This window comes from Vibrio sp. D401a, assembly GCF_030248515.1.
GTDB classification, from domain to species: Bacteria; Pseudomonadota; Gammaproteobacteria; order Enterobacterales; family Vibrionaceae; genus Vibrio; species Vibrio rotiferianus.
In genome coordinates this window covers 54,222-77,031 of sequence record NZ_JAHGAI010000064.1, presented here as the reverse complement: position 1 = coordinate 77,031, position 22,810 = coordinate 54,222, and the positions used below count along the sequence as shown (strand labels likewise).

Genomic DNA, 22,810 nt, shown 5'->3' with positions numbered 1-22,810 from the left:
CGCCAGGCTTTAAATTTGAAGAGCCCACTCGAAAGAGTGGGCTTTTTTGCATTTGGAGCAAAGTAAATTCATTCCAATGACAAGACCTTGTTAAAGGCGCTTCTAAACTTCTTTTACTATTGTTCACTATTCTTTCTTCCGCCTAAGCAACTGGCTGCGATGTAGTGCTAACGCACTACTTCTCCGCATCTCACCTTGTTCGACTCTGCAATAACTTATAGGCCTTTCTGAGGCTAACTCACAAACTGTATTAAGAAAGTATCCTTGGTTGTATAGAGTACGCTGGAAGGCCGTGTATAACGGGTTTTAAAGAGGGAAGGTGTATAGAGTGAAATGGGTATGGGGTTGATTAATTTGAAGTAAGGCAGGGAGAGCTAAGAAACTTTTTGGATTCTTAAGTTAGTAGAGTGCTGTAACTTTACATCAGGGATGCTGCCGTGATGAAGAGTCACTTGATTGCGTCCAGAGTGCTTTGAGTAATACATGGCTTTATCTGCGTTAATCATAAGCTCTTTAGCGCTAGATACTTGCTCATCATATTCTGCAACACCAATACTAACTGTAGTACTGATCTCAATGCCATCGACTTTACATGGCGCATTTTGAATCGCGTCTCTCATCCTTTCTGCGACATCATAGGCTTGTATAGCACTGGTATTGGCTAAGATAACGGCAAACTCTTCTCCTCCTAGGCGACCGATAAAATCAGTGCCACGAATAGATCGTTGGCAGATCTTTGCTACGTGATGGATCACGTGATCTCCGGAGAAGTGACCTACTTGATCATTAATCTCTTTAAAATGGTCAATATCGATCATTATGCATGAAAAGGTCTGAGATAGCCCTGCATGCGAGCTCAGAGCCTTGTCTAGGTTGGTTAAGAATGCTCGACGATTCATTACACCAGTTAGCTCATCGGTCTCTGAGAGCGTTTTAAGGCGCTTTTCAAGCAGGTGTGTTTTCGTTACATCACGAACGGACCACATTACCCAATTTTCGTCACTATGAATGCTTTCAACAGGTTTGATGATCGCTTCAAACCAGGTTTCTTCTGGGTTCTCTAATGCCTCTAGCTCTTCTATAGGCATTAGTAGGTGGTCTTGTAAGGAGATGCTGTATTTGACGACTTTTGGTTGGTTAGTACGGACGACTTCATCAATATAGCCAACGAGCTCTGCAGCTTTGCTAGCAGACAAGACTTCACTTAGTGTGAGGTTGGTATAGCTTGAGGCATTGAAGTTTTTGGAATGATACGTGCCGCCAAAACTCTCGATATAGCGACCTTGTTCATTGAGGATAAAGACATGATCAGGGAGAGTATTTAGAATAGCATAAAGCCACTCTTCCCTTTCTTTATAAATCATGAAGTTAATTCCTTTATCCAACGTAAGCTCTTGATTATATCTGTTTAAATTGAGTTCACAATCAATACTGATCACACTTCAATGTATCAGCATTGGTTAAGACTGGTTCATAACGTGACTAAGAGCTGGTCGGATAGGTAATAAAAAAGGCTTAGCCATTGCTGACTAAGCCTTTTTTACAAAATTACTGTATGGACTAGTATTAGTTCATGCCGTATTATCAAATTACATGTTTTTGTATGTTTTGCCATGTTTGCTGTTGTTAAATTAATTTCATTTAAAACAATCAATTAAGCCTGTTTTTGTCTTTTTTTGTTTTCATTCGTTTTTCATCTTATTATTATTTCGGGGTACATATTGGGGTACATATTTGGATGTGTGAAAAGTCTATGTACATCTAGAAAGAGGTTTCGATGGGTAAGTTATACGATAAGAACTTAAAGGCGGTTTTAAATAAAAATCACCCAAAAACGTTTACGCTGACAGATGGTGAGGGCTTGGGAGCAAGGGTTTCTGAGAAAGGAAAAGTACGTTGGCAATATCGCTATAAAGTCGATGGAAAAAGCCGGAGGTTAGATCTTGGGGATTATCCTGCTCTTTCATTGTTGAACGCTAGAGATGAAGCGCAGCAGTGTAGACAGTGGCTAGCTCAGGGCTATGACCCGAAGCATCAACGTTCACTTGCTCGTAATGAAACCTTAAAGCCAGTAACAGTGAAAGATGCACTGGAGTATTGGTTGGTTAACTATGCTAAAGATAACCGAGTCAATTGGTTAAAGAGTAGAGCTCAATTCGAGAGGCATATTTACCCATATATAGGCGAGCTTCCATTGGCACAAACTGATACTCGGCATTGGATTGAATGTTTTGACCGTGCTACTCGTGGAATTAAAGGTAAGCAAAGACCAGCGCCAGTAGCGTCAGGCTATATGCTGACCAATACTAAGCAAGCTCTGAGGTTTTGTCGAACTAGGAACTATGCATTCAGTCGAGCTATTGATGACCTGACAGTTCCCGATGTTGGAAAGAAGCAAGCTGAAAGAGAACGATTTTTAACAGACAAAGAGCTTATGGATGTTTGGCGTATGGCTACAGAGGAAGGCGATTTTCGCAATCAATACTACAGAGACCTTTTCAGGATCCAAATTCTTTTAGGAGGGAGGACTCAGGAAGTACGTCTTTCTACTTGGGCCGAGTGGGACTTTGATGAAATGCTATGGACTGTTCCTAAAGCGCATAGCAAGAACGGTGAAAAAGTCTTTCGCCCAATTCCTTTGGAGTTGAAGTCGTGGTTATTGAAGCTTAAAGGTGATGCAAAGAAATCAGACCCCATTCTTGGCGTAATAAAAACTTCCGAAGCAGTAAGTCAATATACTCGATTAATATGGAAGAAGTTCAAACACGACGAAAAATGGACAATACACGATTTACGCAGAACTTTAGCTACAGGTATGAGTGATCTTGGGGTAGCCCCCCATATTGTTGAGCAATTATTGGGGCATAAACTCGGTGGCGTTATGCAAATTTATAACCGCAGTCGATACCTTCCAGAAAAAGCAGAGGCTTTGTCGATTTGGATTGAGCGAGTCAATGTTCTCGCAGGGCTGCATGAAAATGTAGTAATTATGAGGTCAGTTAATGGATGACCCTGTATTGGTAATGAACCGCCACCAGCTAACGATTAATGGTGACGTTATTGCTGAATGGGTAGCAGCTTATTCCAATTATGATGATATGTGGAATGCTCATGAGCAAGCGTTGGATGATTATCTAACCGTGCCTAGAGGAAAGGTTGAGGTCGACCATTGTAACCATAGAGTGATTTCGTATGTATTAACCTTCGAAGGTGATGTGCTGTACCCAAAAGCCGATAATGATTTAGTTTACTAATCGTGCCTTAGAGCTCGTTATTGTATTTAGAAGCAGATGGACTATGCGGAAGTGTGAATTATTTTAAGCTATGCACACAAGATCATTGTGTGTGTTCAAGTTAGGTGTAGGATTGCATACATCATTTCAATTGACACTTTTGAGCAAAACCAAGCTCTAAGCAAAGTAAGGATAGTCCATGCGTTTCGACTCTGATGCCTTTTCTCGATTATTGTTAGAGAGCAAGAATGCAATCGCTCCATTAATGATAGAACGACGAGAGTTTGCCTCTCTTCTTGAACGACAGAAAATTACAGTTGAACTTATTCAAGAACTAGAAGAACTGGCTGAGTCGCAAGGTGTCATCATGGCGCAAGTTAAACAAGATTTCTTGTTTGTTGCTAACTGGAATGAATGTGACATTGACAGAGTGTACCGTGAGCGTTTTAGCGATAAGGAAATAGATGAGAATTCTGAACTAGCGGAAGCTAAGCTAGTTAAACTTTGGGCTGACCTCGAACTGGATCCTGACGGTGATTTCCAATCTGATAAGCCAGCGGATGCCCTTGATATCTATCTCGATGCCGTGAAAGAAGTTATTCATAAATCACCATTCGGACAATCTTCTACGCCAGAGTCATTAAAAGAATTTATCTCTATTACTGAGGCTATTGTATCTGAGTATGCGAGCTTCCTTTCGAGTGATGAACTAGACAGTGATGATTTAGAGTCTGAACTTGCTCTATTCGACGAATTATATGGGGGAGACCCAGATGAATTCCCAGAGGTGTTCTTACCCGGCTTAGCTAACACCTGCTGTGATACACCTCTGATCAATGAGTTTTACCTTTGCTTCAAAGTTCTCTTTGTAAAACTGACATCTACAGTTGCTCAAGTTCACGAGCTGTATGCTCACCTTTCCGATATTCGAAAAGCAGTTTACGCAGATTCACATTAGTATGCCGCTTATGTCTTGTCGATGAGTCTTTCTGATGTATCACTTCTTTTGAGCCGAGCTTTCGGCTCAATTGCATGTTTAGCTACGCCTCAAGGCTACACTAGCGTGATAAGAAACAAACTGAGCATTTCTAGTTTTGGTACAATCTCTCACTATCCCATACTTAATACATACCACAACAGGTAAACCATGGTTCAACAACACCAACAAGAACTTCAAAAACAGCTCTGGAACATCGCCAACACACTACGTGGCAATATGTCGGCAGACGACTTTCGTGATTATATTCTGGGGCTTATCTTCTACAAGTATCTATCAGACAAGCTAAACCGCTACTGTGATGAGTTGCTTGCCGAAGATGGCATTACCTTTGTTGGAGCTGTTGATGATAAAGAGCTGCTCAATGACCTTCGTGAAGAGTGTGTCGAGAACCTTGGCTACTTTATTGCGCCTAAGCAGCTTTTCTCTAGCCTAGCGGGGCGTGGCAAGAAGCAAGAGTTTATTATCGATGAGCTTGACCGCACTCTTGCTGATATTGAACAATCCACCACAGCGGCGGACTCTGCTGATGACTTCAATGGTTTGTTTGAAGAGTTAGATCTTAACTCAAGCAAATTAGGTAAAAACCCAGACGCACGTAATAAGCTAATCAGTCAGGTTTTGGTTCACCTAGATAACATCGATTTTCACCTAGAAAATACCGAGATTGATTTGCTGGGTGATGCCTACGAATACCTTATCGGTCAGTTTGCCTCTGGTGCGGGTAAAAAGGCGGGTGAGTTCTATACCCCGCAACAGGTCAGTAAGATTCTCGCTAAGCTTGTTAGTCTAGATGGTAATGTGAAATCGGTATATGACCCTACTTGTGGTTCAGGATCATTGCTACTGCGTGTCGCTCGTGAAGTCGGTAGCCATAGCCTAGAGTTTTGTGGTCAGGAGCAAAACCCAAGCACTTATAACCTAGCTCGTATGAATATGCTGATGCACGGCGTGCGTTACGATAAATTCGACATTAAAAACGATGACACCCTAGAGCACCCAATGCACCTAGATCAACGTTTTGATGCAGTGGTAGCAAACCCTCCGTTTTCAGCCAACTGGAGTGCTAACGAACTTCACCTAAATAGTGAACGCTTTGCGGATTACGGCAAGCTTGCCCCTAAATCGAAAGCGGACTTTGCTTTTGTGCTACACATGATCCACCAACTCAATGAGACTGGTACGCTAGCAGTCGTTGTCCCACACGGCATTCTATTCCGTGGCGCAGCAGAAGGTCACATCCGTAAACACCTTATTGAGAAAAAGAACTACCTAGATGCCGTTATTGGCTTACCTGCGGGTATCTTCTTCGGTACAGGTATCCCGACTTGTATATTGGTGTTTAAGAAGAACCGTAAAAACGATGATAATGTGTTGTTCATCGACGCTTCTAGTCACTTCGAAAAAGGCAAAGCGCAAAACTACCTTCGTGATGAAGACGTTGAGCGTATTATTGAAGCATACAGCAAGCGTGAATCCATCGAAAAGTTTGCACACGTTGCCAAGCTTACTGAGATTGAAGAGAACGACTACAACCTTAATATTCCACGCTATGTGGACACCTTTGAAGACGAAGAGCCTGTCGATTTGGATGCAGTGGCGTCTGACCTTGCGGATCTAGAAACGAAAATGCATTCGGTAGACGCTGATATTGCTGACTTCTGCTCTCAGCTAAGCATCAAGGCCCCCTTTCTTTCAGGTAAAGAGTAAGGAAGGTATGTTATGACAGAGCAAATGAACGTGCCGACACTGAGGTTTAGTGAGTTTGATGGACTTTGGAGCCAAAACAAAACACCGATTAAGATCCTTGCCGGAAATGCGTACAAGCAGCAAGAATATACAGATAATGGATATTTGCTAATCCAAGGGTTACATATACAGCCAGATAAAATCGAGCTTGAGGAGTCCCCTAAATATGTAGCAGTTGATGGTTCAAAGCATTTGAAGATTGGGTTTGGTGATATCGTTTTGGGCTTGAATAGACCTATTACGAATAATCAGCTTAAAGCATGTCGGTTTTACTTGAAAGAAGAGTCTGTGCTTTATCAGCGAGCAGGTAAACTAAAATTTGATACTGCGAAACTCGGTACAGAGTTCTTGTATCAATATCTTCGTACCCCCGTATTTATGAAACAACTTGATCTAGAACTGATTGGTAGTGATCAGCCTTACATCAAGTCAGATCTATTTCAGGCGACGAAAAATATATTCCCAACAATTGTAGAACAACAAAAAATCGCCTCATTCTTGTCAAAGGTAGATGAGAAGATCGGACTTCTAACAGAGAAGAAAGACAAGCTCACCGAGTACAAGAAAGGTGTGATGCAACAGTTGTTCAATGGAAAGTGGGAGAACCATAATGGACAACTTACCTTCATCCCACCAACACTACGATTCAAAGCAGATGATGGTAGTGGGTTTCCTGATTGGGAAGAGAAGACGTTGGGTGATCTGTCTCGTACAATCAAATCTGGAAAGTCCAAAGCTGACGACAATGGAACAATAGACCTTTGGGGATCAACTGGGAAAATTGGTTTTACAAATGAGGTGTCTCATGATGGTAACTTCATACTTGTCGCAAGGGTTGGAGCGAACGCAGGTAAGATAAATGAAGTTCAAGGTCAGTTTGGCGTTTCGGATAACACATTGATAATTGATGTAAAGCCAAGGCAGCACCTTCGTTTCATTAAATACTCATTACTTAAGTTCGACTTAAATCGCCTGATTTTTGGTTCAGGTCAACCTCTTATTACAGGTGGAGATTTGAAATCTCATAAAATGGTCGTACCTAATTTTGATGAGCAAACCAAGATAGCCAATTTCCTATCTGCAATCGACCAGAAGATCGACCTAGCCAACTCTGAGCTTGAGAAAGCCAAGGAGTGGAAGAAGGGCTTGTTACAACAGATGTTCGTGTAAGGGTAGGTATGAGCACACAATCAGAAGCACAACTTGAAAAAGAGCTAATCGATCAGCTTGTCGCTGCCGATTTCAAACCTGTCGATATTGGCAATGCTGATGCGCTAAAAGCAAACCTCAAGACTCAACTTGAGAAAGCCAATGGCATAACGCTCACCGAGCGTGAGTTTGAAAGTGTGCTCATCAAGCTTGAAAAGGGCAACATCTTCGATAAATCCAAGCGTTTGAAAGGCAAGGTGGATGTTACTCGTGAAGATGGTACGACCGATTATCTGACGCTGCTATTTGATGATGCCAGTAAGAACCGCTTTCAAGTGACCAACCAGATCACTATTCAAGGGACGTACGAGAACCGCTACGACGTTACTATCTTAGTGAATGGGTTACCGTTGATTCAAATTGAACTCAAACGCCGAGGCATTGAGCTAGCGGAGGCCTTCAATCAGATTAAGCGTTACGACAAACATACCTACGGTGCGCAAGGTGGGCTGTTCAACTACGTACAGTTGTTTGTTATTTCTAACGGCGTTAACACCAAATACTTCTCCAACAACCGTGAGCTTTCGTTTAAGCAGACCTTCCACTGGACGGATGTTGAAAACAACAAGATTAACGCACTGCCTCAATTTGCGGATGCTTTTTTAAATCAACCACACCTGACTAAGATGCTGAGTCGTTACATCGTACAGAACGAGTCAGGTAAGTTTTTGATGGTGCTGCGCCCCTACCAATTCTATGCGGTAGAAGCGATCGTTAATCAGGTTAACACCAACGATAACCATGGTTATATTTGGCACACGACAGGTAGTGGTAAGACGCTGACCAGCTTCAAAACCGCTCAGATCCTCTCTACGCTTGAAGATGTGGATAGAGTGGTATTCGTGGTTGACCGCAAAGACCTCGATTACCAAACAGCTAAAGAGTTCGATGCATTTTTAAGAGGCAGTGTCGACAGCACGGGTGACACCAAAAGCCTTCTGAATCAGTTCCTCGGTTCACGACCTGTACCAAAGAAAGCGCTAAACACGAAAGATAGTAGTGCCAACGATGGTGAAGAGCTACCGCAAGTCGCAGAGTATGCACCTATCTACAGTAATAAAGTCAATCGCATCAACAAGCTGACCATCACCACGATTCAGAAGCTTAATAACCTGATCACCAAGCCTCGTTTTAAAGGGCAGGTTGAACACCTTCGCCATGAACGTGTGGTCTTTATCTTTGATGAATGCCACCGCAGCCAGTTTGGTGAAACGCACCAGAACATCGTAGAGTTCTTCGAGAAGGCACAACTGTTTGGTTTTACGGGGACACCTATCTTTGCTGACAATGCAACGGCTAAGAAAGTTGAAGGTAAGGGCACACAGAAAAGAACCACAAAAGACCTGTTTGGTGAGCGTCTTCATAGCTATGTGATTGTTGATGCGATCAAAGATGACAACGTTCTTCCATTTGCGATTGAGTATTATGGCAAGCTGAAACATAAAAACGACGGCATGGATGTCGATGTAAGTAGTATCGATGTCGCAGAGTTTTTTAGCTCTCCAAAGCGCATTAAACAAGTTTGTGAGCACATCATTGGTATCCACAGTCATAAGACCAAACGCAAGTTTAACGCCATGCTGTGTGTGGCAAGTGTGCCTGATCTCATCACCTACTACGATATCTTCAAAGCACTCAAAGAAGAGGGTAAACATAAGCTCAATATCGGCACCATCTTTAGCTATGGCGTAAATGAGGAAGAAGAGTTCGAGGGTGAGGTCAATGTCAAAGGCTTAGCGGAAGCCAATGCCAAAGTGCATAGCCGAGATAAACTGGACGCTTACATCGAAGACTACAACCAGCAGTTTGGTACAAGCTACTCAACCCAAGATACCGACAGTTTCTACAACTACTACAAGGATCTATCGAACCGCACCAAGAACGGTGAGGTAGATATTTTGCTGGTGGTGAACATGTTCCTTACAGGTTTTGATGCTCCCGGCTTGAATACCATCTATGTCGATAAAAACCTTAAATATCATGGCTTGGTGCAAGCTTTCTCCCGCACCAACCGCTTAAATGGCACAGTGAAGTCGCATGGTAATGTTATGTGTTACCGCAACCTTAAGCCACAAGCGGACGAAGCATTTACCCTGTTCTCAAATAAACAGCCAATCGAGTTTATTGAAGTTCCAGACCTTAACGGCTTAACCGAGGACTTTGCTAAAGCACTTGAAGCGTTGAAAGCAATTGCTCCTAAAGTGCAAAGTGTCGATGATTTGCCTGACGAAGACATGCAAGCAGGCTTTATTAAGCAGTTCCGCATCTTGATGCGCTTAAAGAACCAACTTGAGACATTTAGCGATTTCGACATTGAAACGCTTGGTATGTCTGAGCAAGAATTCGTTGACTACGCATCTAAATACAGCGATTTAGCCCGTGAACTCAAGAAAGGTCCTGCTGATAAAGAGTCTATCTTAGCGGACATCGACTTCGAGCTAGAGCTACTTCAAAGAGATGAAGTTAATGTTGGCTACATTCGTCACTTACTAATGACCATGTTCGAAGAGTCTTGTGATGAAGCCAAAGAGAAGAAGCGCCAAGTTATTGCTAACTTACTGGCTACTGAACCGACATTGCACAGTAAGCGTTCTCTCATCGAAGATTTTATTGAAAAGAGTATGCAAGGCTTAGTGCAAGGTGCTGAGTTTGATGAGTACATCGAAGAGCAGAAGCAAAAAGAGCTAAGCCAGATAGCAGAAGAAGAGAAGTTGGACACCGATAAGTTCAGCGAAATGGTGACGAACATCGAGAACGGTATGAGTGTAGACAGCTTGAAGTCGGATGATATCGCCCAGCTAACAACTGAGAAGATGACCTTCAGAACACGCCGCACAATCCTTCCTCGTATCGCTGAGCGGCTGAAAGGATTCGCTGCGACCTTTATCGAAGGTTTTCATTAAAACCTAGGTAAGGTAAGAGTCGCTGGTGGAAAGCCACCAGCGACGCAAAAGTGAAATTACGGTATAAAACCTGCCATAGCTACTGTCCTAACTGCATTTTCTTGAAGTTGCGTTCAAGCTTCCTCATTTCCTTTGTAGCAGCCTTATCTAGGTACTCATCCAAGTAGTCACTTTGCCTTTGAGATCGCCAGCGATTGAACTGTGGATGGCTAAATAGAGTGTAATGCACGTGACACTCTAAGTGAGGAGTCCCAGAGTCTTGGTAGTAGTGGTCTAAAGCAGCTTGTAACAATATAAAGTCCTGCATACCGAACTCTTGTAGTATTGCGAATTTCATTACTTCTAGAGCTTCCCTGTTCATTTCAACGACGGTATTTAGGGCTGTATCACCATGTTTAGGGATGTTTGGTCCAAGAGTCTTTATTACTTGTAAGGCTTGATAAGCTTGATTGAAGAGGGCTTGTTCTTTATCAGTGATTTTGCACATAGCCCATGTTGGTATTTTCTTTGCCGCATTACGGCTTGATCTTAACTTCCCTGATTTAGTTCTCGGTCCAGTAGACTGCCCTCCATGTAATTTGCATTTTCCATTGAGCTTTGAGCCTCGTCGCTTACATGGTGTTCCGGCTCGTGTTGTTGCCCCACACAGTGGTAGAGCTGTTAGATCGAAGCGTTTTTTAGACATAATTGTTTGTAATAAAGATCCTAAACCTCGCAGAATGTTTCGGTGAAAATGACACGATACATTCGGTTCATGGGGTTTGATTTGATGAAAAAATTGAGTTGTTACTGCGCGTTGCTTTTAAGACGGCTATACCTGAATACGTTTGTATAAGTACTGAATTCCGTTTTGCCCTCCTTTTTTGCCATATAGCTCAAACGCATTTTCAGTGCTCTTAACTCATGACCATTTCCATTGCGATGAATACGATAGATCCTGTTCCTCACTCTAAAAGAAAAGTTATCTGGATGTATGCTCTGCCACGCTTCTTGAACGATTTTGTCTACTAGCGTGCTTTGTTGGCACTTGTGACCATTAAGCATAATTACCATGTGATAGTGGTGAGATTCAGCTTTGTCTTGTTCTCTAACCCAAAAGTATCCGATCTCACATTTGTAGTGCTTTTTTAACTTGCCCTTTAGCTTTTGAACCATACGTGTTAGTAGCTTATTGTCTTCAGTGGTTTGAGCTTGATGAAGTTGGACAAGTACAGCTGTTACCTTGCTGTAGTAGCTGAGCATGATGTCTATCAGGCGATAAGACTTATTGAGTATTTCTTTGATTATTCCTTTTTTACTAAGGAATATGAGTTGAGGCTTTCCTTGGTATACAAAGTAAGCCAAATGTTTTTTTGACGGGTGGAGAAGAATAGGGCACATACAATATATAGTAACCTGCACATTAGTGACTCTTGCGGAATCGAACCGCTTTACCAATATAGAAAGCGGTTCGATTTATGACACCCATAAAGTCGAGTTCGAGAGTCAAAATGGGTCAAAGAAGAGCAACTCCAAGTAGGATGAAGCTTTATGTAAACCTATAGATGATTTTCGTTTCGGTCGTGTAGCCACTGCATTATTGTACTTTTCGTCCAACCTCCATTTCGGTCTCGTTGGGTTTTCAGTGGTGTTGGTAGCCGCCCATCTTTAACCATTCGTCCTACCGTCGAGGTGCTTTTTCCTATCAGCAGAGCAACTTCTTTCTTTGTCAGTATTACGCTCAGCTCCTCTCTCGTCATGCTCCTGCTGTAATCGTAGTAGCGTGTTGTTTTCATGATTGAACTCCCTCTCGTGTTTCGATCCACTTCAAGACTTCTGATAAACGCCAAGCTACGGAGCGACTCCCAAGTCGAATTCGTTTTGGAAAGAGCCCCTTTTGCTCTAGAACCCATGCTTGTGAGCGAGATATAGATGTGAGTATTCTCCGCTCATCTTCTCGAATAAGACGATCGGTAGGATTGAGGATTGAATTGTGATTCTTAGCTGTATGTTTAAGCATTTCTTTACCATGTGTTGGCTTGTTTTCGATGGTTTTGAGTTTGCCAACGAGGAGAAATGCTTTCGTCTATTCAGCTAGCCTTGGTACTTAAAATAAAAAAGCTTCTGTACCAAATAATCGCTTCGCTTCCAGTTCGAGAGCGGCAATGTTCGACGGGCTGCTACGACCTTTTCGAAAAGCTGATTTTGGTGCATAAGGTTGTATTATTTTTCGTAAGGTATTATGCGATAGTCTAGACATACCATTGAATAAACTACTCTTACAGCTGCTCTGAATAAAGCTAATCATAGTGCCGACTTGAACATCCTTTACATTCCAATGTGTGTAGAGCTCTTTCGCAAACTCTTTAGCTTTCTGAATTGCTGGGAGGAATGGGGCTTGTACTTTGCAGCCGCCAATGGTGCGATCAACAAGGTTTCGGAAGTATTTTTTTTCAAATTCAGCAAGGGCTTCTTTTTGCTTATCTCTTTTAATTACATCTTTATGCTTAGAGAGTGCTTCTATTATTCTTTCTTCGAGTCTCTCCAATTCAGGTTTCTTTTTTATCTTTTTTCGAAGTTCTGCACGCACAAACTCACTCACAGGATTGAGGGGAGTATGTTCTTGAGTCTTTTTATCTAGTTCACTGAGGCTAGGGATTGTAAAGCACGGTTCGACTTTAAAGAGCATAAAGAATTACCTAGGGGTACATACAGGGGTACATATAAAGAAAAAGCCACTAAAGGTTTCCCTCTAGTGGCTTGCGGTATAAGGCTTTGGCTATGTCCGATTAGTTCATGCCGTATTTTTTAAGTTTCTTGCGAAGAGTACCGCGGTTGATACCCATCATAGTTGCTGCGCGAGTTTGGTTACCGCGAGTGTACTGCATGATGGTATCTAGTAGTGGCTGTTCAACTTCAGCTAGAACTAATTCGTATAGTTCTGTTACTTCCTGGCCGTTTAGTTGAGCTAGGTAGTTTTTAAGAGACGCTTTAACAGAGTCACGTAAAGGCTTTTGAGTAATCTGGTCTTGTGACGTTACTGTAGTTACTGTTAATGCTTCTGAAGTCAGATTTTGTTCGAACATATTCGGTCTAGCTCTTCTCTTAATTATGATGCAACGTTATCAAAATAACCTTCTAACGCTTCAAGTTGCAGCTCAGCTGCATCGATAGCGTTAAAGGTACGGCGAAACTCACTCGCTTGTTCATGCTCTTTTAGGTACCAACCAACGTGCTTACGCGCGATACGTGGGCCTAAGAACTCTCCATAGAAATCATGCAGAGCGTTCACATGACCAAGCATAATGGTTTTCACTTCCTCACTTGGAAGCTCATCCATCGTGGTGCCGTTTTCCAAATAGTGATGGATTTCCTGGAAAATCCAAGGACGACCTTGGGCAGGGCGTCCAATCATTAAAGCGTCAGCACCGGTGTACTCCAGTACAAACTTCGCTTTCTCCGGGCTATCGATATCACCGTTTGCGATAACCGGAATGGATATAGCTTGTTTAACTGCTTTAATGCTGTCGTATTCGGCCTCACCTTTGTACATACAGGCTTTCGTTCTGCCATGCAGAGCGAGAGCTTGGATGCCGCAGTCTTCGGCTAATTTAGCGATTTGGACACAGTTTTTGTTTTCTGTATCCCAGCCAGTGCGGGTTTTTAACGTTACAGGAACGTTTACCGCGTTCACTACCGCAGTCAAAATCTCTTTGATGATGTCTGGGTACTGTAGCAGTGCTGAACCCGCCAGCTTCTTATTCACTTTTTTTGCTGGGCAGCCCATGTTGATGTCGATGATTTGTGCACCATTTTCAACACTAAATTGAGCCGCATCGGCCATAAGCTGTGGATCGGAACCGGCAATCTGTACTGAGCGAATGCCCGATTCGCCTTCATGTACCATGCGCTGTTTCGACTTTGACGTTCCCCATAGTTTCGGGTTTGCAGACATCATTTCACTGACGGCCATTCCCGCACCATAGCGAAGACACAACTCGCGAAACGGTCTATCCGTTACACCAGCCATAGGGGCTACGATTAGATTGTTCTTAAGTTGATAGTTTCCGATTTTCAAAACGTCATCACAGTTCTGTACCAGCAAGGGCGCGCATTTTACGCATTTTTTCACTGCGTGAAAAGACTAATATTTGAGCATTTACAAATTGTTTTGTTAATTTGTATGAAATTCAAACAATTAGCCCTGAAAACCTTGTCTAGCCTTGCTTACGACCAGAGATGCGACACCATTCACTTTGCTCTGCGATTGGGTCAATGTGAAGCTCGTCACGGTAATGGTTCGCTACATCTTCTGCTTGAGTATCTAAAACACCCGACATTGCAAGGTCGCCATTTGGCTTCACTAGGTTTTTAATGATTGGTGCTAGTTCACGAAGTGGACCTGCAAGAATGTTTGCAACCACAACGTCTGCAATTAGACCTTCAGGCTGGTTTTGAGGTAGGAACACTTCAAGTTGATTGGCTACGCCATTACGTTCAGCGTTGTCGCGAGATGCTTGTAGTGCTTGAGGATCAATGTCGATCCCGATAACTTTTTCTGCGCCTAGTTTGATCGCTGCGATCGCTAGGATGCCTGAACCACAGCCGAAGTCGATTACTGTCTTACCTGATAGATCGAGACCCTCTAGCCACTCAAGACACAATGCAGTCGTTGGGTGAGTACCTGTACCGAATGCAAGACCTGGATCTAGCATTACGTTTACTGCGTCTGGCTCTGGAATTTCACGCCAGCTTGGGCAAATCCATAGACGTTCACCGAACTTCATTGGGTGGAAGTTATCCATCCACTCGCGTTCCCAGTCTTTGTCTTCTAGCTGTTCTACTTTGTAAGCAAAATCTTCCGCTAGCATGTTGCTTGCTTTGATTTGAGTGATGATGAAGTTTGTATCAGCTTCTGCATCGTACAGTGCCAGAATGTCAGTATCGCCCCATAAGCGAGTCTCGCCAGGTAGAGGTTCGAATACAGGCGTATCCTGCGCGTCTAGGAATGTTACAGACAGCGCACCAGTCTCTTCCATTAGCATGTCGCCGATTTGCTCAGCGTTTTCATTGGTCGCATTGAGTTTGATTTGAATCCAAGGCATTTGTTTTTGCTCTTAAAGTGAATGAAGTGGCGCAGAGTTTACCAGAACTCTACGATTTGTTTGAGTATAGACTTTATACAAAACAAAAATGCCCACAGATGTGGGCATTTATTATGAGGTTAGCGAAGGCTTATTGTAGGCCTAGCTTCTTCTCTAGGTAGTGAATGTTTGCACCACCGTGCTGGAAGTTCTCATCATTCATGATTGACTCTTGTAGAGTAACGTTAGTCTTGATGCCTTCAATGATCATCTCGCCTAGTGCGTTCTTCATACGTGCAATCGCTACATCACGGTTCTCACCGTAAGTGATCAGTTTACCAATCATTGAATCGTAATGAGGTGGTACTGTGTAGCCTGTGTAAATGTGAGATTCCCAACGAACACCCATACCGCCTGGCGCGTGGAAGCGTTCAATCTTACCCGGTGAAGGTAGGAAACGCTCTGGGTCTTCTGCGTTGATACGACACTCAATCGCATGGCCGCGGATCTTGATGTCATCCTGAGTGAATGACAATGGCTGACCTGCTGCTACGCGTAGCTGTTCTTTAATTAGGTCAACGCCGGTAACCATTTCTGTTACTGGGTGCTCAACCTGAATACGAGTGTTCATTTCGATGAAGTAGAATTCACCGTTCTCGTATAGGAATTCGAACGTACCTGCGCCACGGTAACCGATTTCTAGACATGCACGAGTACAACGTTCACCGATGTACTTACGCATCTCTTCTGTGATACCTGGTGCTGGTGCTTCTTCAACAACCTTCTGGTGACGACGCTGCATAGAACAGTCACGTTCACCTAGGTGGATAGCACCGCCTTGGCCATCAGCAATCACTTGTACTTCAACGTGACGAGGGTTTTCTAGGAATTTCTCCATGTAAACCATGTCGTTGTTGAACGCCGCTTTTGCTTCTGCACGCGTCATAGCGATAGCTTGAACAAGTTCCGCTTCAGAACGTACAACGCGCATACCACGACCACCGCCGCCACCAGAGGCTTTGATGATTACTGGGTAGCCGATACGCTTAGCGTGAGCTTTGTTTTTGTCTTCGTCGTTATCTAGTGGACCGTCAGAACCTGGTACACAAGGAACGCCTGCTTTTTTCATTGCGTTGATTGCTGACACTTTGTCACCCATCATGCGGATGGTGTCTGCTTTAGGACCAACGAAGATGAAACCGCTGCGCTCTACTTGCTCAGCAAAGTCTGCGTTCTCAGATAGGAAGCCGTAGCCTGGGTGAATCGCAATAGCACCAGTCACTTCTGCCGCAGAAATGATGCGAGGGATGTTCAGGTAACTGTCGATACCACGAGCAGGACCGATACATACTGTTTCGTCTGCAAGTAGTACGTGCTTAAGATCGCGGTCAGCTGTTGAGTGAACTGCCACAGTCTTAATACCTAATTCTTTACAAGCGCGAAGGATACGAAGTGCGATTTCACCTCGGTTCGCGATGACTACTTTATCTAGCATAAGGCAAGCCCCGCTTATTCGATTACAACTAGTGGTTGGTCGAATTCAACTGGTTGGCCGTCTTCAACTAGGATTGCAGTTACAACACCTGATTTGTCCGCTTCGATTTGGTTCATCATTTTCATTGCTTCAACGATACATAGAGTTTCGCCAGCATTTACGCTCTGACCAACTTCAACGAATGATTTCGCGTCTGGACTTGGAGAACGGTAGAAAGTACCAACCATTGGAGAAAGAACTTGGTGACCTGCAGGAACTGCTGCTGGTGCTTCTGCGGCCATTGCTGGTGCGTCTGCTACTGGAGCCGCTGCCACTGGCGCAGGTGCTGCTACTGGAGCTGCTGCGTAATGAACTGGTGCTGGAGCCGCTGCAGGACCACTACGGCTGATGCGTACTGACTCTTCACCTTCAGAGATTTCTAGCTCAGCAATGCCAGATTCTTCAACTAACTCGATTAGCTTCTTGATTTTACGAATATCCATCTTTTCTTTCTCTTTTATCTTGTGATTAAGACAACCCAAAGGGCTGCAGAGTGTTTGGTTTACTTTGCCTGCAATTTCGCGATTGCTGCAGACAGAGCGAATTCATAACCTTGTGCACCTAAGCCACAAATCACCCCTTCTGCTTTATCAGACAGATAAGAATGATGGCGGAACGGCTCGCGAGCGTGAACGTTCGATAGGTGCACTTCGATAAATGGGATGGCTACGCCAAGTAATGCATCACGCAGCGCCACACTGGTATGAGTGAAAGCGGCTGGGTTAATGATGATGAAGTCCACGTTGCCATAAGCTGCATGGATAGCTTCAATCAGTTCGTACTCACGATTAGATTGCAGGTGTTCAAGTTCCACCCCAGAGTTGTGAGCTTGTTCAGTCAATGCGTCAACAATCTGTGCTAGGGTGTTGCTACCGTAATGCGTCGGTTCACGCAGACCTAATAGGTTAAGATTTGGTCCGTTTAGAACTAGAATCCGTGACTTTGCAGACATTATGTTGCTATCTTCCTTTATCGTGAGTGGAACGTTTATATTCCCAAATATACGATAATTCAGCACGATTTTTTTGTTAAAACCGAGCAAATTTTAAAAAATCGACCAAGATTATAGCTAATTCACAGCAATTAGCAGCAATTTACTGGTCTAATCTCCTAATGTCCCCTGTCGTTTCTGTAACCAAGTTAACAAAAACAACATAATTGCCATGTGGTTATTGTGGTTTATTTTGCGTCCACGCACAAAAAAGCCACCATATGCAATGGTGGCTTTTAGGGCTAGCGTTTAAAACAGAGGTGGGGTGTTATGCCAGTTCTGCTTTCTCTGCAATTAGCTTGTCTACAACACTTGGATCGGCCAATGTCGAAGTATCACCTAGGTTGCTGGTATCACCCGTTGCAATCTTACGTAGGATGCGGCGCATGATCTTACCGGAGCGAGTTTTTGGTAGAGAGTCTGTCCAGTGCAGTACGTCTGGCGTTGCGATTGGGCCAATCTCTTTACGTACCCAGTCTTTCACCTCTTTGTGCAGTTCGGCTGATGGGAATTCACCGTCATTAAGCGTGACGTATGCGTAAATTGCCTGACCTTTGATGTCATGAGGAATACCGACAATCGCTGCTTCTGCAATCTTATCGTGTGCAACCAGTGCTGATTCAATTTCTGCGGTACCCATACGGTGACCTGATACGTTCAATACGTCATCTACACGACCTGTGATCCAGTAATAGCCGTCTTCGTCACGACGAGCACCATCACTGGTGAAGTACATGCCTTTGAAGGTAGAGAAGTAGGTTTGCTCAAAGCGCTCGTGGTCACCGTAAACAGTACGCATCTGACCTGGCCATGAATCAAGGATCACTAAGTTACCTTCTGCTGCGGTCTCTTCAATGATGTTACCCATGTTGTCCACTAGCGCAGGTTGTACGCCGAAGAATGGGCGAGTTGCTGAGCCTGGTTTCAGGTCTGTTGCACCTGGTAGTGGCGCAATCAAGATACCGCCTGTCTCTGTTTGCCACCAAGTATCAACGATAGGTGAGTTTTCATTACCGATAGCCTTGTAGTACCACTCCCATGCTTCAGGGTTGATAGGTTCACCTACTGAGCCCATTACGCGCAAGCTTGAACGAGATGTTCCGGCTACCGCTTCGTTACCTTTTGCCATTAGTGCACGAATCGCTGTTGGTGCAGTGTAGAGAATGTTTACTTGATGCTTATCAACCACTTCACTCATGCGAGCCGTGCTTGGGTAGTTTGGTACACCTTCGAACAGAATGGTTTTCGCACCGTTCGCCAGTGGACCGTAAATTAAGTAAGTGTGACCTGTAATCCAACCCACATCTGCCGTACACCAGAACGTTTCACCTTCTTGGTAATCGAACACGTATTTGAAGGTCATGGTTGCGTACACTAGGTAACCACCTGTAGTGTGCAGCACGCCTTTTGGCTTACCTGTTGAGCCTGAAGTGTAAAGAATGAATAGAGGGTCTTCCGCTTTCATCTCTTCTGGTGGACATACGTCAGAAACAACAGCCGTTGCTTCGTGCCACCAAACGTCACGGTGCTCGTGCCAATCAATGTCGCCGCCCGTACGTTTTAGAACGACAACTTTGTCGATGGTTTTTACTTCTGGGTTTGTCAGTGCTTCATCAACGTTTTTCTTCAGTGGTACTGCGCGACCACCACGAACGCCTTCGTCAGCGGTGATAACGATTTTAGCATCTGAGTCGATGATACGACCGGACAGGGCTTCTGGCGAGAAGCCACCAAATACCACGGTATGAACCGCACCAATACGGGTACATGCCAGCATTGCGATAGCCGCTTCTGGCACCATTGGCATGTAAAGACAAACCACGTCGCCTTTGTGTACGCCTTGCTCTTTTAGTGCGTTAGAGAACTTACACACTTCTTTGTGCAGTTCATTGAATGTGAGGGTTTTGTCGTCGGCAGGATCATCGCCTTCCCAGATGATCGCGACTTCATCGCCACGCTCGGCAAGGTGACGGTCAATACAGTTTGCAGATACGTTCAGCGTACCGTCTTCGAACCAACGAATGTCGACGTGACCAGTATCGAAAGAGGTGTTTTTAACTTGAGTGAATGGCTTAATCCAATCGACAACTTTACCGTGTTCGCTCCAGAAGCCTTCAGGGTCGCTTACCGACTGCTGATACATGGCTAGGTAAGTGTCATTATCCGCATGCGTATGGTTTTTAATATTTTCTTTTACCGGATAAACGTGGGCTTCGCTCATGGCTTCTCTCCTTGTGCCTTTAATTCTCGACCTTCGTCTTTTGTAGGGCTGTTTCCGTTCTTTAGTCTGTGATTCATCAAGAACGTTGCTGTGCATATAACTGTCAGTCACAGCGCGTATTTCCACAATTAGACTTTAGGATGAGAGTGAGGAATGCGCCGCGATATTGCTGAATTTAAAGCGAATGTGGGAGGTGGATCGAAAGCTGAGTCTTAAACCTATTAGGTATACGGTACGCTCAGGTTAGGTAAATCACCTTTGGTCAGGCGTACATACACTAAAGCGGCGGATTTTGCGTCTTGCAGGGCATCGTGTTTGTCTTGAATCGGCAGTTCAAGGTGCTTACAAATTGCATCAAGACTTAAGTCGAAGTAGGCGTTAGGCAAATGACGTTCGAGCTTATCGTGATAAATCTGGCTAACCTCGATTAATGGGTTGGGCAGTGGAAAACCTAAATGCCTCAGACAGGCGAGGTCGAGGATCTTTTTGTCATAGCGAATGTGGTAGCCGACTAAAGGACGATTGCCGATAAAGTCGAGCAGCTTGATGAGTGCTTCTTTTTCGCTGATGCCATCCACCAAATCTTGGTGGCGGATATGGTGAATTTTCACTGAACCTGAATCGAGTGATTGCGGGGCGCGTAGTCGAACTTCGAACGGTTTACTGGTGATGATGCGATTATCGATGATTTTGGTCGCAGCGATGGTGACCAGCTCGGCACGATTTGGATCCAAGCTGGTGGTTTCGCAATCGAGAGAGACAAATTCGCCTTTTTGCGGTGAACAGAACAGTGGCTGATAAGGTGAGCCTTTCAGCTTGTAATGCCAGTATTTCCTTTGAAGCCAATTCATCCCTGTTACCTCTCGCCTTACTTGCCTAAAAGACTCTAATCACGGATTTGATAATGGAAGCCTAAGAACTGCTTAAACTTCTTCACTACGTGTAAGCTGTGGCGCAGCAGATCTCGCTCTGTTCTGTCTAACTGTTTGATGTCGATGTTGTTCAATGCTGCTTGCTTATTCAATTGCTGGTTCAAACGGATCTTAAAGAACAGCTTTAGCGCCTCATTGAGGTTATCTGCGGTTTCTGGTTCTAAGATGCGTTTGTTTCTCAGTGCTTCGATACGCTCGAAGGTGTTCTTCTCTTCAATCGCGTATTCCAATGCCAAAGTGCGAATGCCATGCACGATAGGGAAGATGCCGCCACGCTTGATATCCAGCCCGTCCTTAGCACTTTTTACGTTACCAAACAGAGTAAGAGGCACGGAAAATTGCAGAGCAGGGCGAGTGAAATCGGACAGAATCAACATGCGATCTTCCATGCTGTCTCTCAGGTGCTCGGCGATAGGCGTGAGCAGCTCTCGATTGCCTGCGACCGCATGAGCGTCGCTGAAGATGGCTAAATCCATGATTTGTTCAGGCTGCGCTTTAGCAATCCAACCATCGATAGTTTTGATCCACTCTTGCTGCGTTCGAACCCACTTCGGATTGTTAACCATGACTTTGCCTGGGCAGAGTGGGTAGCCCAGTTGCTGCAAGGTGTGGGTGAGGGTTTGCATGACTTCGGAGCAATGTTCCCATTCCAACCCATCTTGGATGATCAGCGCATTGTCTTGATCGGTTTTGAGGATTTGTTCTCCACGACCTTCCGAGCCAAGCACAATCAAACAGCAGTGATCGTGCAGTGCTGGTGGCACCACAAGCTCAAACGCTTTTTCGATGATTTGTTCGTTTACGGCGGATATCAGCTCCATGATGAAGCGAGTGCGGATACCATTGGTCAGCAAGCTATCCACCAACTGACGCTGTCGATTGGAAGCAAGGGCTAACTCTTCCACGCTACTGGCTCGTGCAATACTGAGTGTCAGTACGTGTGAGTGAGTGGAAAACGCACTGAGGATTTGCGTCATATCCAACATACCGACCGCTTGATTGCCTTCGCACACCATTAGACGTTTCATGCGATTGCGTGTCATGGTGATCATGGCGTTAAACAAGAAGTCACCATCATCCACGTGATAAACAGGGAAGGTAGCAATCTCACTCACTGGCGTATCGAGTGGGTGGCCGTCAAGCATCACGGCATGAAGCATATTGGTTCGAGTCACTATCGCGTAGGGATGCGCCGATGGATATTGATCTAAGCGCGGGTCCTCTTGGCTAAGCTGAACCAAAGCAGCATCGATGCCATTGTCCTTGAGTGTTTTGGTGACCTGATTAATTGGCATATCAGGTGCCAATAGCATTGGTGGATGATAGATGCTGCTATCGACTTTAGTCAGAATGAACTCCGCAAGGTTTTGCTGCTGCTGAGCCGCTTCAATGAGGGCTTGGCGTTTCGATAAGTTGTTATCGAAGTAGGCGGCGAACTGTCCGTTCTCGTTATACAGCTCAAGAAATACGTCTTTGGGCAGCAAGTACGACAGGGTATCTTCCAGTGCTACATACTGATGGCGGACGCTTCCTTCGAATAACGAACGCACATCAAACATGTCGTCGTTGGCGTAGTGAGCAAACACTTCGTCTTGATCTTTTGAGCGCTCTTCTACCGCGCCTTTAATCAGTACGTGCAGATGAGGGTTGTCTTGCCCACAAGCTAAGATGACATCTCGCGTTCGGTAATACGCCACATCTAGAGATGAGCGCAGTCGATTTTGCTGTGCGTCGGTCAGGCGATCGAACGGTGGAGATTGCATATTAAATTTGTCAGGCATGAGAGCACCTAAATTTGGTGGGAACACATTCTAAGTCTGACAAATTTCCCTGCCGAAGCCAGACGACTTTGGTCTAAATCGTCACAATCTAATTTTGCATTTCGAGAGCCTGTACCATAGAGGAAACGGTAAGTTGCCGATTCTTCCCTTTTTCTATTACGCATTGCGATCCATAATTCCGCGTCCCAAACGTTTAC

20 protein-coding genes are annotated in these 22,810 nt (G+C 44.4%); 6 read left to right on the top strand and 14 right to left on the bottom strand.

Annotation, left to right across the window (positions count from 1 at the left end):
- Positions 1-374: 374 nt before the first annotated feature.
- Entirely contained in the window at positions 375-1,364 is a 990-nt protein-coding gene (locus KIV41_RS22735; RefSeq protein WP_045389861.1) for a sensor domain-containing diguanylate cyclase, read from the bottom strand.
- A 413-nt stretch (positions 1,365-1,777) separates the two neighbouring features.
- Between KIV41_RS22735 and KIV41_RS22730 the strand changes: the two genes are divergently transcribed.
- The 6 genes from KIV41_RS22730 (at position 1,778) to KIV41_RS22705 (ending at position 10,091) form a co-directional block, all read left to right on the top strand.
- Positions 1,778-3,010, top strand: coding sequence for a site-specific integrase (locus tag KIV41_RS22730; protein WP_285337738.1), 1,233 nt, complete (start codon positions 1,778-1,780; stop codon positions 3,008-3,010).
- Positions 3,003-3,254 (top strand): hypothetical protein, encoded by a 252-nt coding sequence (locus tag KIV41_RS22725; protein WP_285337737.1) that lies wholly within the window; start codon positions 3,003-3,005, stop codon positions 3,252-3,254. The genes KIV41_RS22730 and KIV41_RS22725 overlap by 8 nt, the downstream gene beginning before the upstream one ends.
- A gap of 178 nt (positions 3,255-3,432) precedes the next feature.
- Positions 3,433-4,191: a hypothetical protein gene (locus tag KIV41_RS22720; RefSeq protein ID WP_285337736.1), complete on the top strand. Its 759-nt coding sequence runs from the start codon at positions 3,433-3,435 to the stop codon at positions 4,189-4,191.
- Positions 4,192-4,380: 189 nt separating this feature from the next.
- Complete coding sequence (locus KIV41_RS22715; protein ID WP_285337735.1) at positions 4,381-5,940, top strand: type I restriction-modification system subunit M; 1,560 nt, start codon at positions 4,381-4,383, stop codon at positions 5,938-5,940.
- Between the two features lie 12 nt (positions 5,941-5,952).
- Positions 5,953-7,149 carry a restriction endonuclease subunit S gene (locus KIV41_RS22710; protein WP_285337734.1) on the top strand — a complete coding sequence of 399 codons (1,197 nt, stop codon included), beginning with the start codon at positions 5,953-5,955 and terminating at the stop codon, positions 7,147-7,149.
- Between the two features lie 8 nt (positions 7,150-7,157).
- Positions 7,158-10,091, top strand: coding sequence for a type I restriction endonuclease subunit R (locus KIV41_RS22705; protein WP_285337733.1), 2,934 nt, complete (start codon positions 7,158-7,160; stop codon positions 10,089-10,091).
- Positions 10,092-10,170: 79 nt separating this feature from the next.
- Here KIV41_RS22705 and KIV41_RS22700 read toward each other — a convergent pair whose 3' ends face one another.
- The 13 genes from KIV41_RS22700 to KIV41_RS22640 all read right to left on the bottom strand — a co-directional run bounded on the left by KIV41_RS22700 (position 10,171) and on the right by KIV41_RS22640 (position 22,613).
- A complete protein-coding gene (locus tag KIV41_RS22700; RefSeq protein WP_285337732.1) occupies positions 10,171-10,776 on the bottom strand; it encodes an HGGxSTG domain-containing protein in 606 nt (201 codons plus the stop codon).
- A 101-nt stretch (positions 10,777-10,877) separates the two neighbouring features.
- Positions 10,878-11,435 (bottom strand): inovirus-type Gp2 protein, encoded by a 558-nt coding sequence (locus tag KIV41_RS22695; protein ID WP_285337731.1) that lies wholly within the window; start codon positions 11,433-11,435, stop codon positions 10,878-10,880.
- 427 nt (positions 11,436-11,862) lie between these two features.
- On the bottom strand, positions 11,863-12,090 hold the full coding sequence (locus KIV41_RS22690; protein WP_213867239.1) for an AlpA family transcriptional regulator: 228 nt from the start codon (positions 12,088-12,090) through the stop codon (positions 11,863-11,865).
- A gap of 87 nt (positions 12,091-12,177) precedes the next feature.
- Positions 12,178-12,759 carry a hypothetical protein gene (locus tag KIV41_RS22685; protein ID WP_285337730.1) on the bottom strand — a complete coding sequence of 194 codons (582 nt, stop codon included), beginning with the start codon at positions 12,757-12,759 and terminating at the stop codon, positions 12,178-12,180.
- A 100-nt stretch (positions 12,760-12,859) separates the two neighbouring features.
- The gene (gene fis, locus KIV41_RS22680) at positions 12,860-13,156 is read right to left on the bottom strand and encodes a DNA-binding transcriptional regulator Fis (protein ID WP_000462885.1); all 297 of its coding nucleotides are present in this window, start codon (positions 13,154-13,156) and stop codon (positions 12,860-12,862) included.
- A gap of 23 nt (positions 13,157-13,179) precedes the next feature.
- The gene (gene dusB, locus KIV41_RS22675; protein WP_038884139.1) at positions 13,180-14,148 is read right to left on the bottom strand and encodes a tRNA dihydrouridine synthase DusB; all 969 of its coding nucleotides are present in this window, start codon (positions 14,146-14,148) and stop codon (positions 13,180-13,182) included.
- Between the two features lie 139 nt (positions 14,149-14,287).
- A complete protein-coding gene (prmA, locus tag KIV41_RS22670; RefSeq protein ID WP_285337729.1) occupies positions 14,288-15,175 on the bottom strand; it encodes a 50S ribosomal protein L11 methyltransferase in 888 nt (295 codons plus the stop codon).
- A 130-nt stretch (positions 15,176-15,305) separates the two neighbouring features.
- Positions 15,306-16,649, bottom strand: a complete 1,344-nt coding sequence (gene accC, locus KIV41_RS22665; protein ID WP_005440401.1) for an acetyl-CoA carboxylase biotin carboxylase subunit — start codon at positions 16,647-16,649, stop codon at positions 15,306-15,308.
- Positions 16,650-16,663: 14 nt separating this feature from the next.
- Complete coding sequence (accB, locus tag KIV41_RS22660) at positions 16,664-17,131, bottom strand: acetyl-CoA carboxylase biotin carboxyl carrier protein (RefSeq protein WP_038892505.1); 468 nt, start codon at positions 17,129-17,131, stop codon at positions 16,664-16,666.
- Between the two features lie 59 nt (positions 17,132-17,190).
- Entirely contained in the window at positions 17,191-17,640 is a 450-nt protein-coding gene (aroQ, locus tag KIV41_RS22655) for a type II 3-dehydroquinate dehydratase (RefSeq protein WP_045389864.1), read from the bottom strand.
- Positions 17,641-17,947: 307 nt separating this feature from the next.
- The gene (gene acs / locus KIV41_RS22650; RefSeq protein WP_285337727.1) at positions 17,948-19,900 is read right to left on the bottom strand and encodes an acetate--CoA ligase; all 1,953 of its coding nucleotides are present in this window, start codon (positions 19,898-19,900) and stop codon (positions 17,948-17,950) included.
- Positions 19,901-20,121: 221 nt separating this feature from the next.
- A complete protein-coding gene (locus tag KIV41_RS22645) occupies positions 20,122-20,751 on the bottom strand; it encodes a 3'-5' exonuclease (protein ID WP_138941630.1) in 630 nt (209 codons plus the stop codon).
- Between the two features lie 35 nt (positions 20,752-20,786).
- Complete coding sequence (locus tag KIV41_RS22640) at positions 20,787-22,613, bottom strand: DUF294 nucleotidyltransferase-like domain-containing protein (RefSeq protein ID WP_182027050.1); 1,827 nt, start codon at positions 22,611-22,613, stop codon at positions 20,787-20,789.
- Positions 22,614-22,810 lie beyond the last annotated feature (197 nt).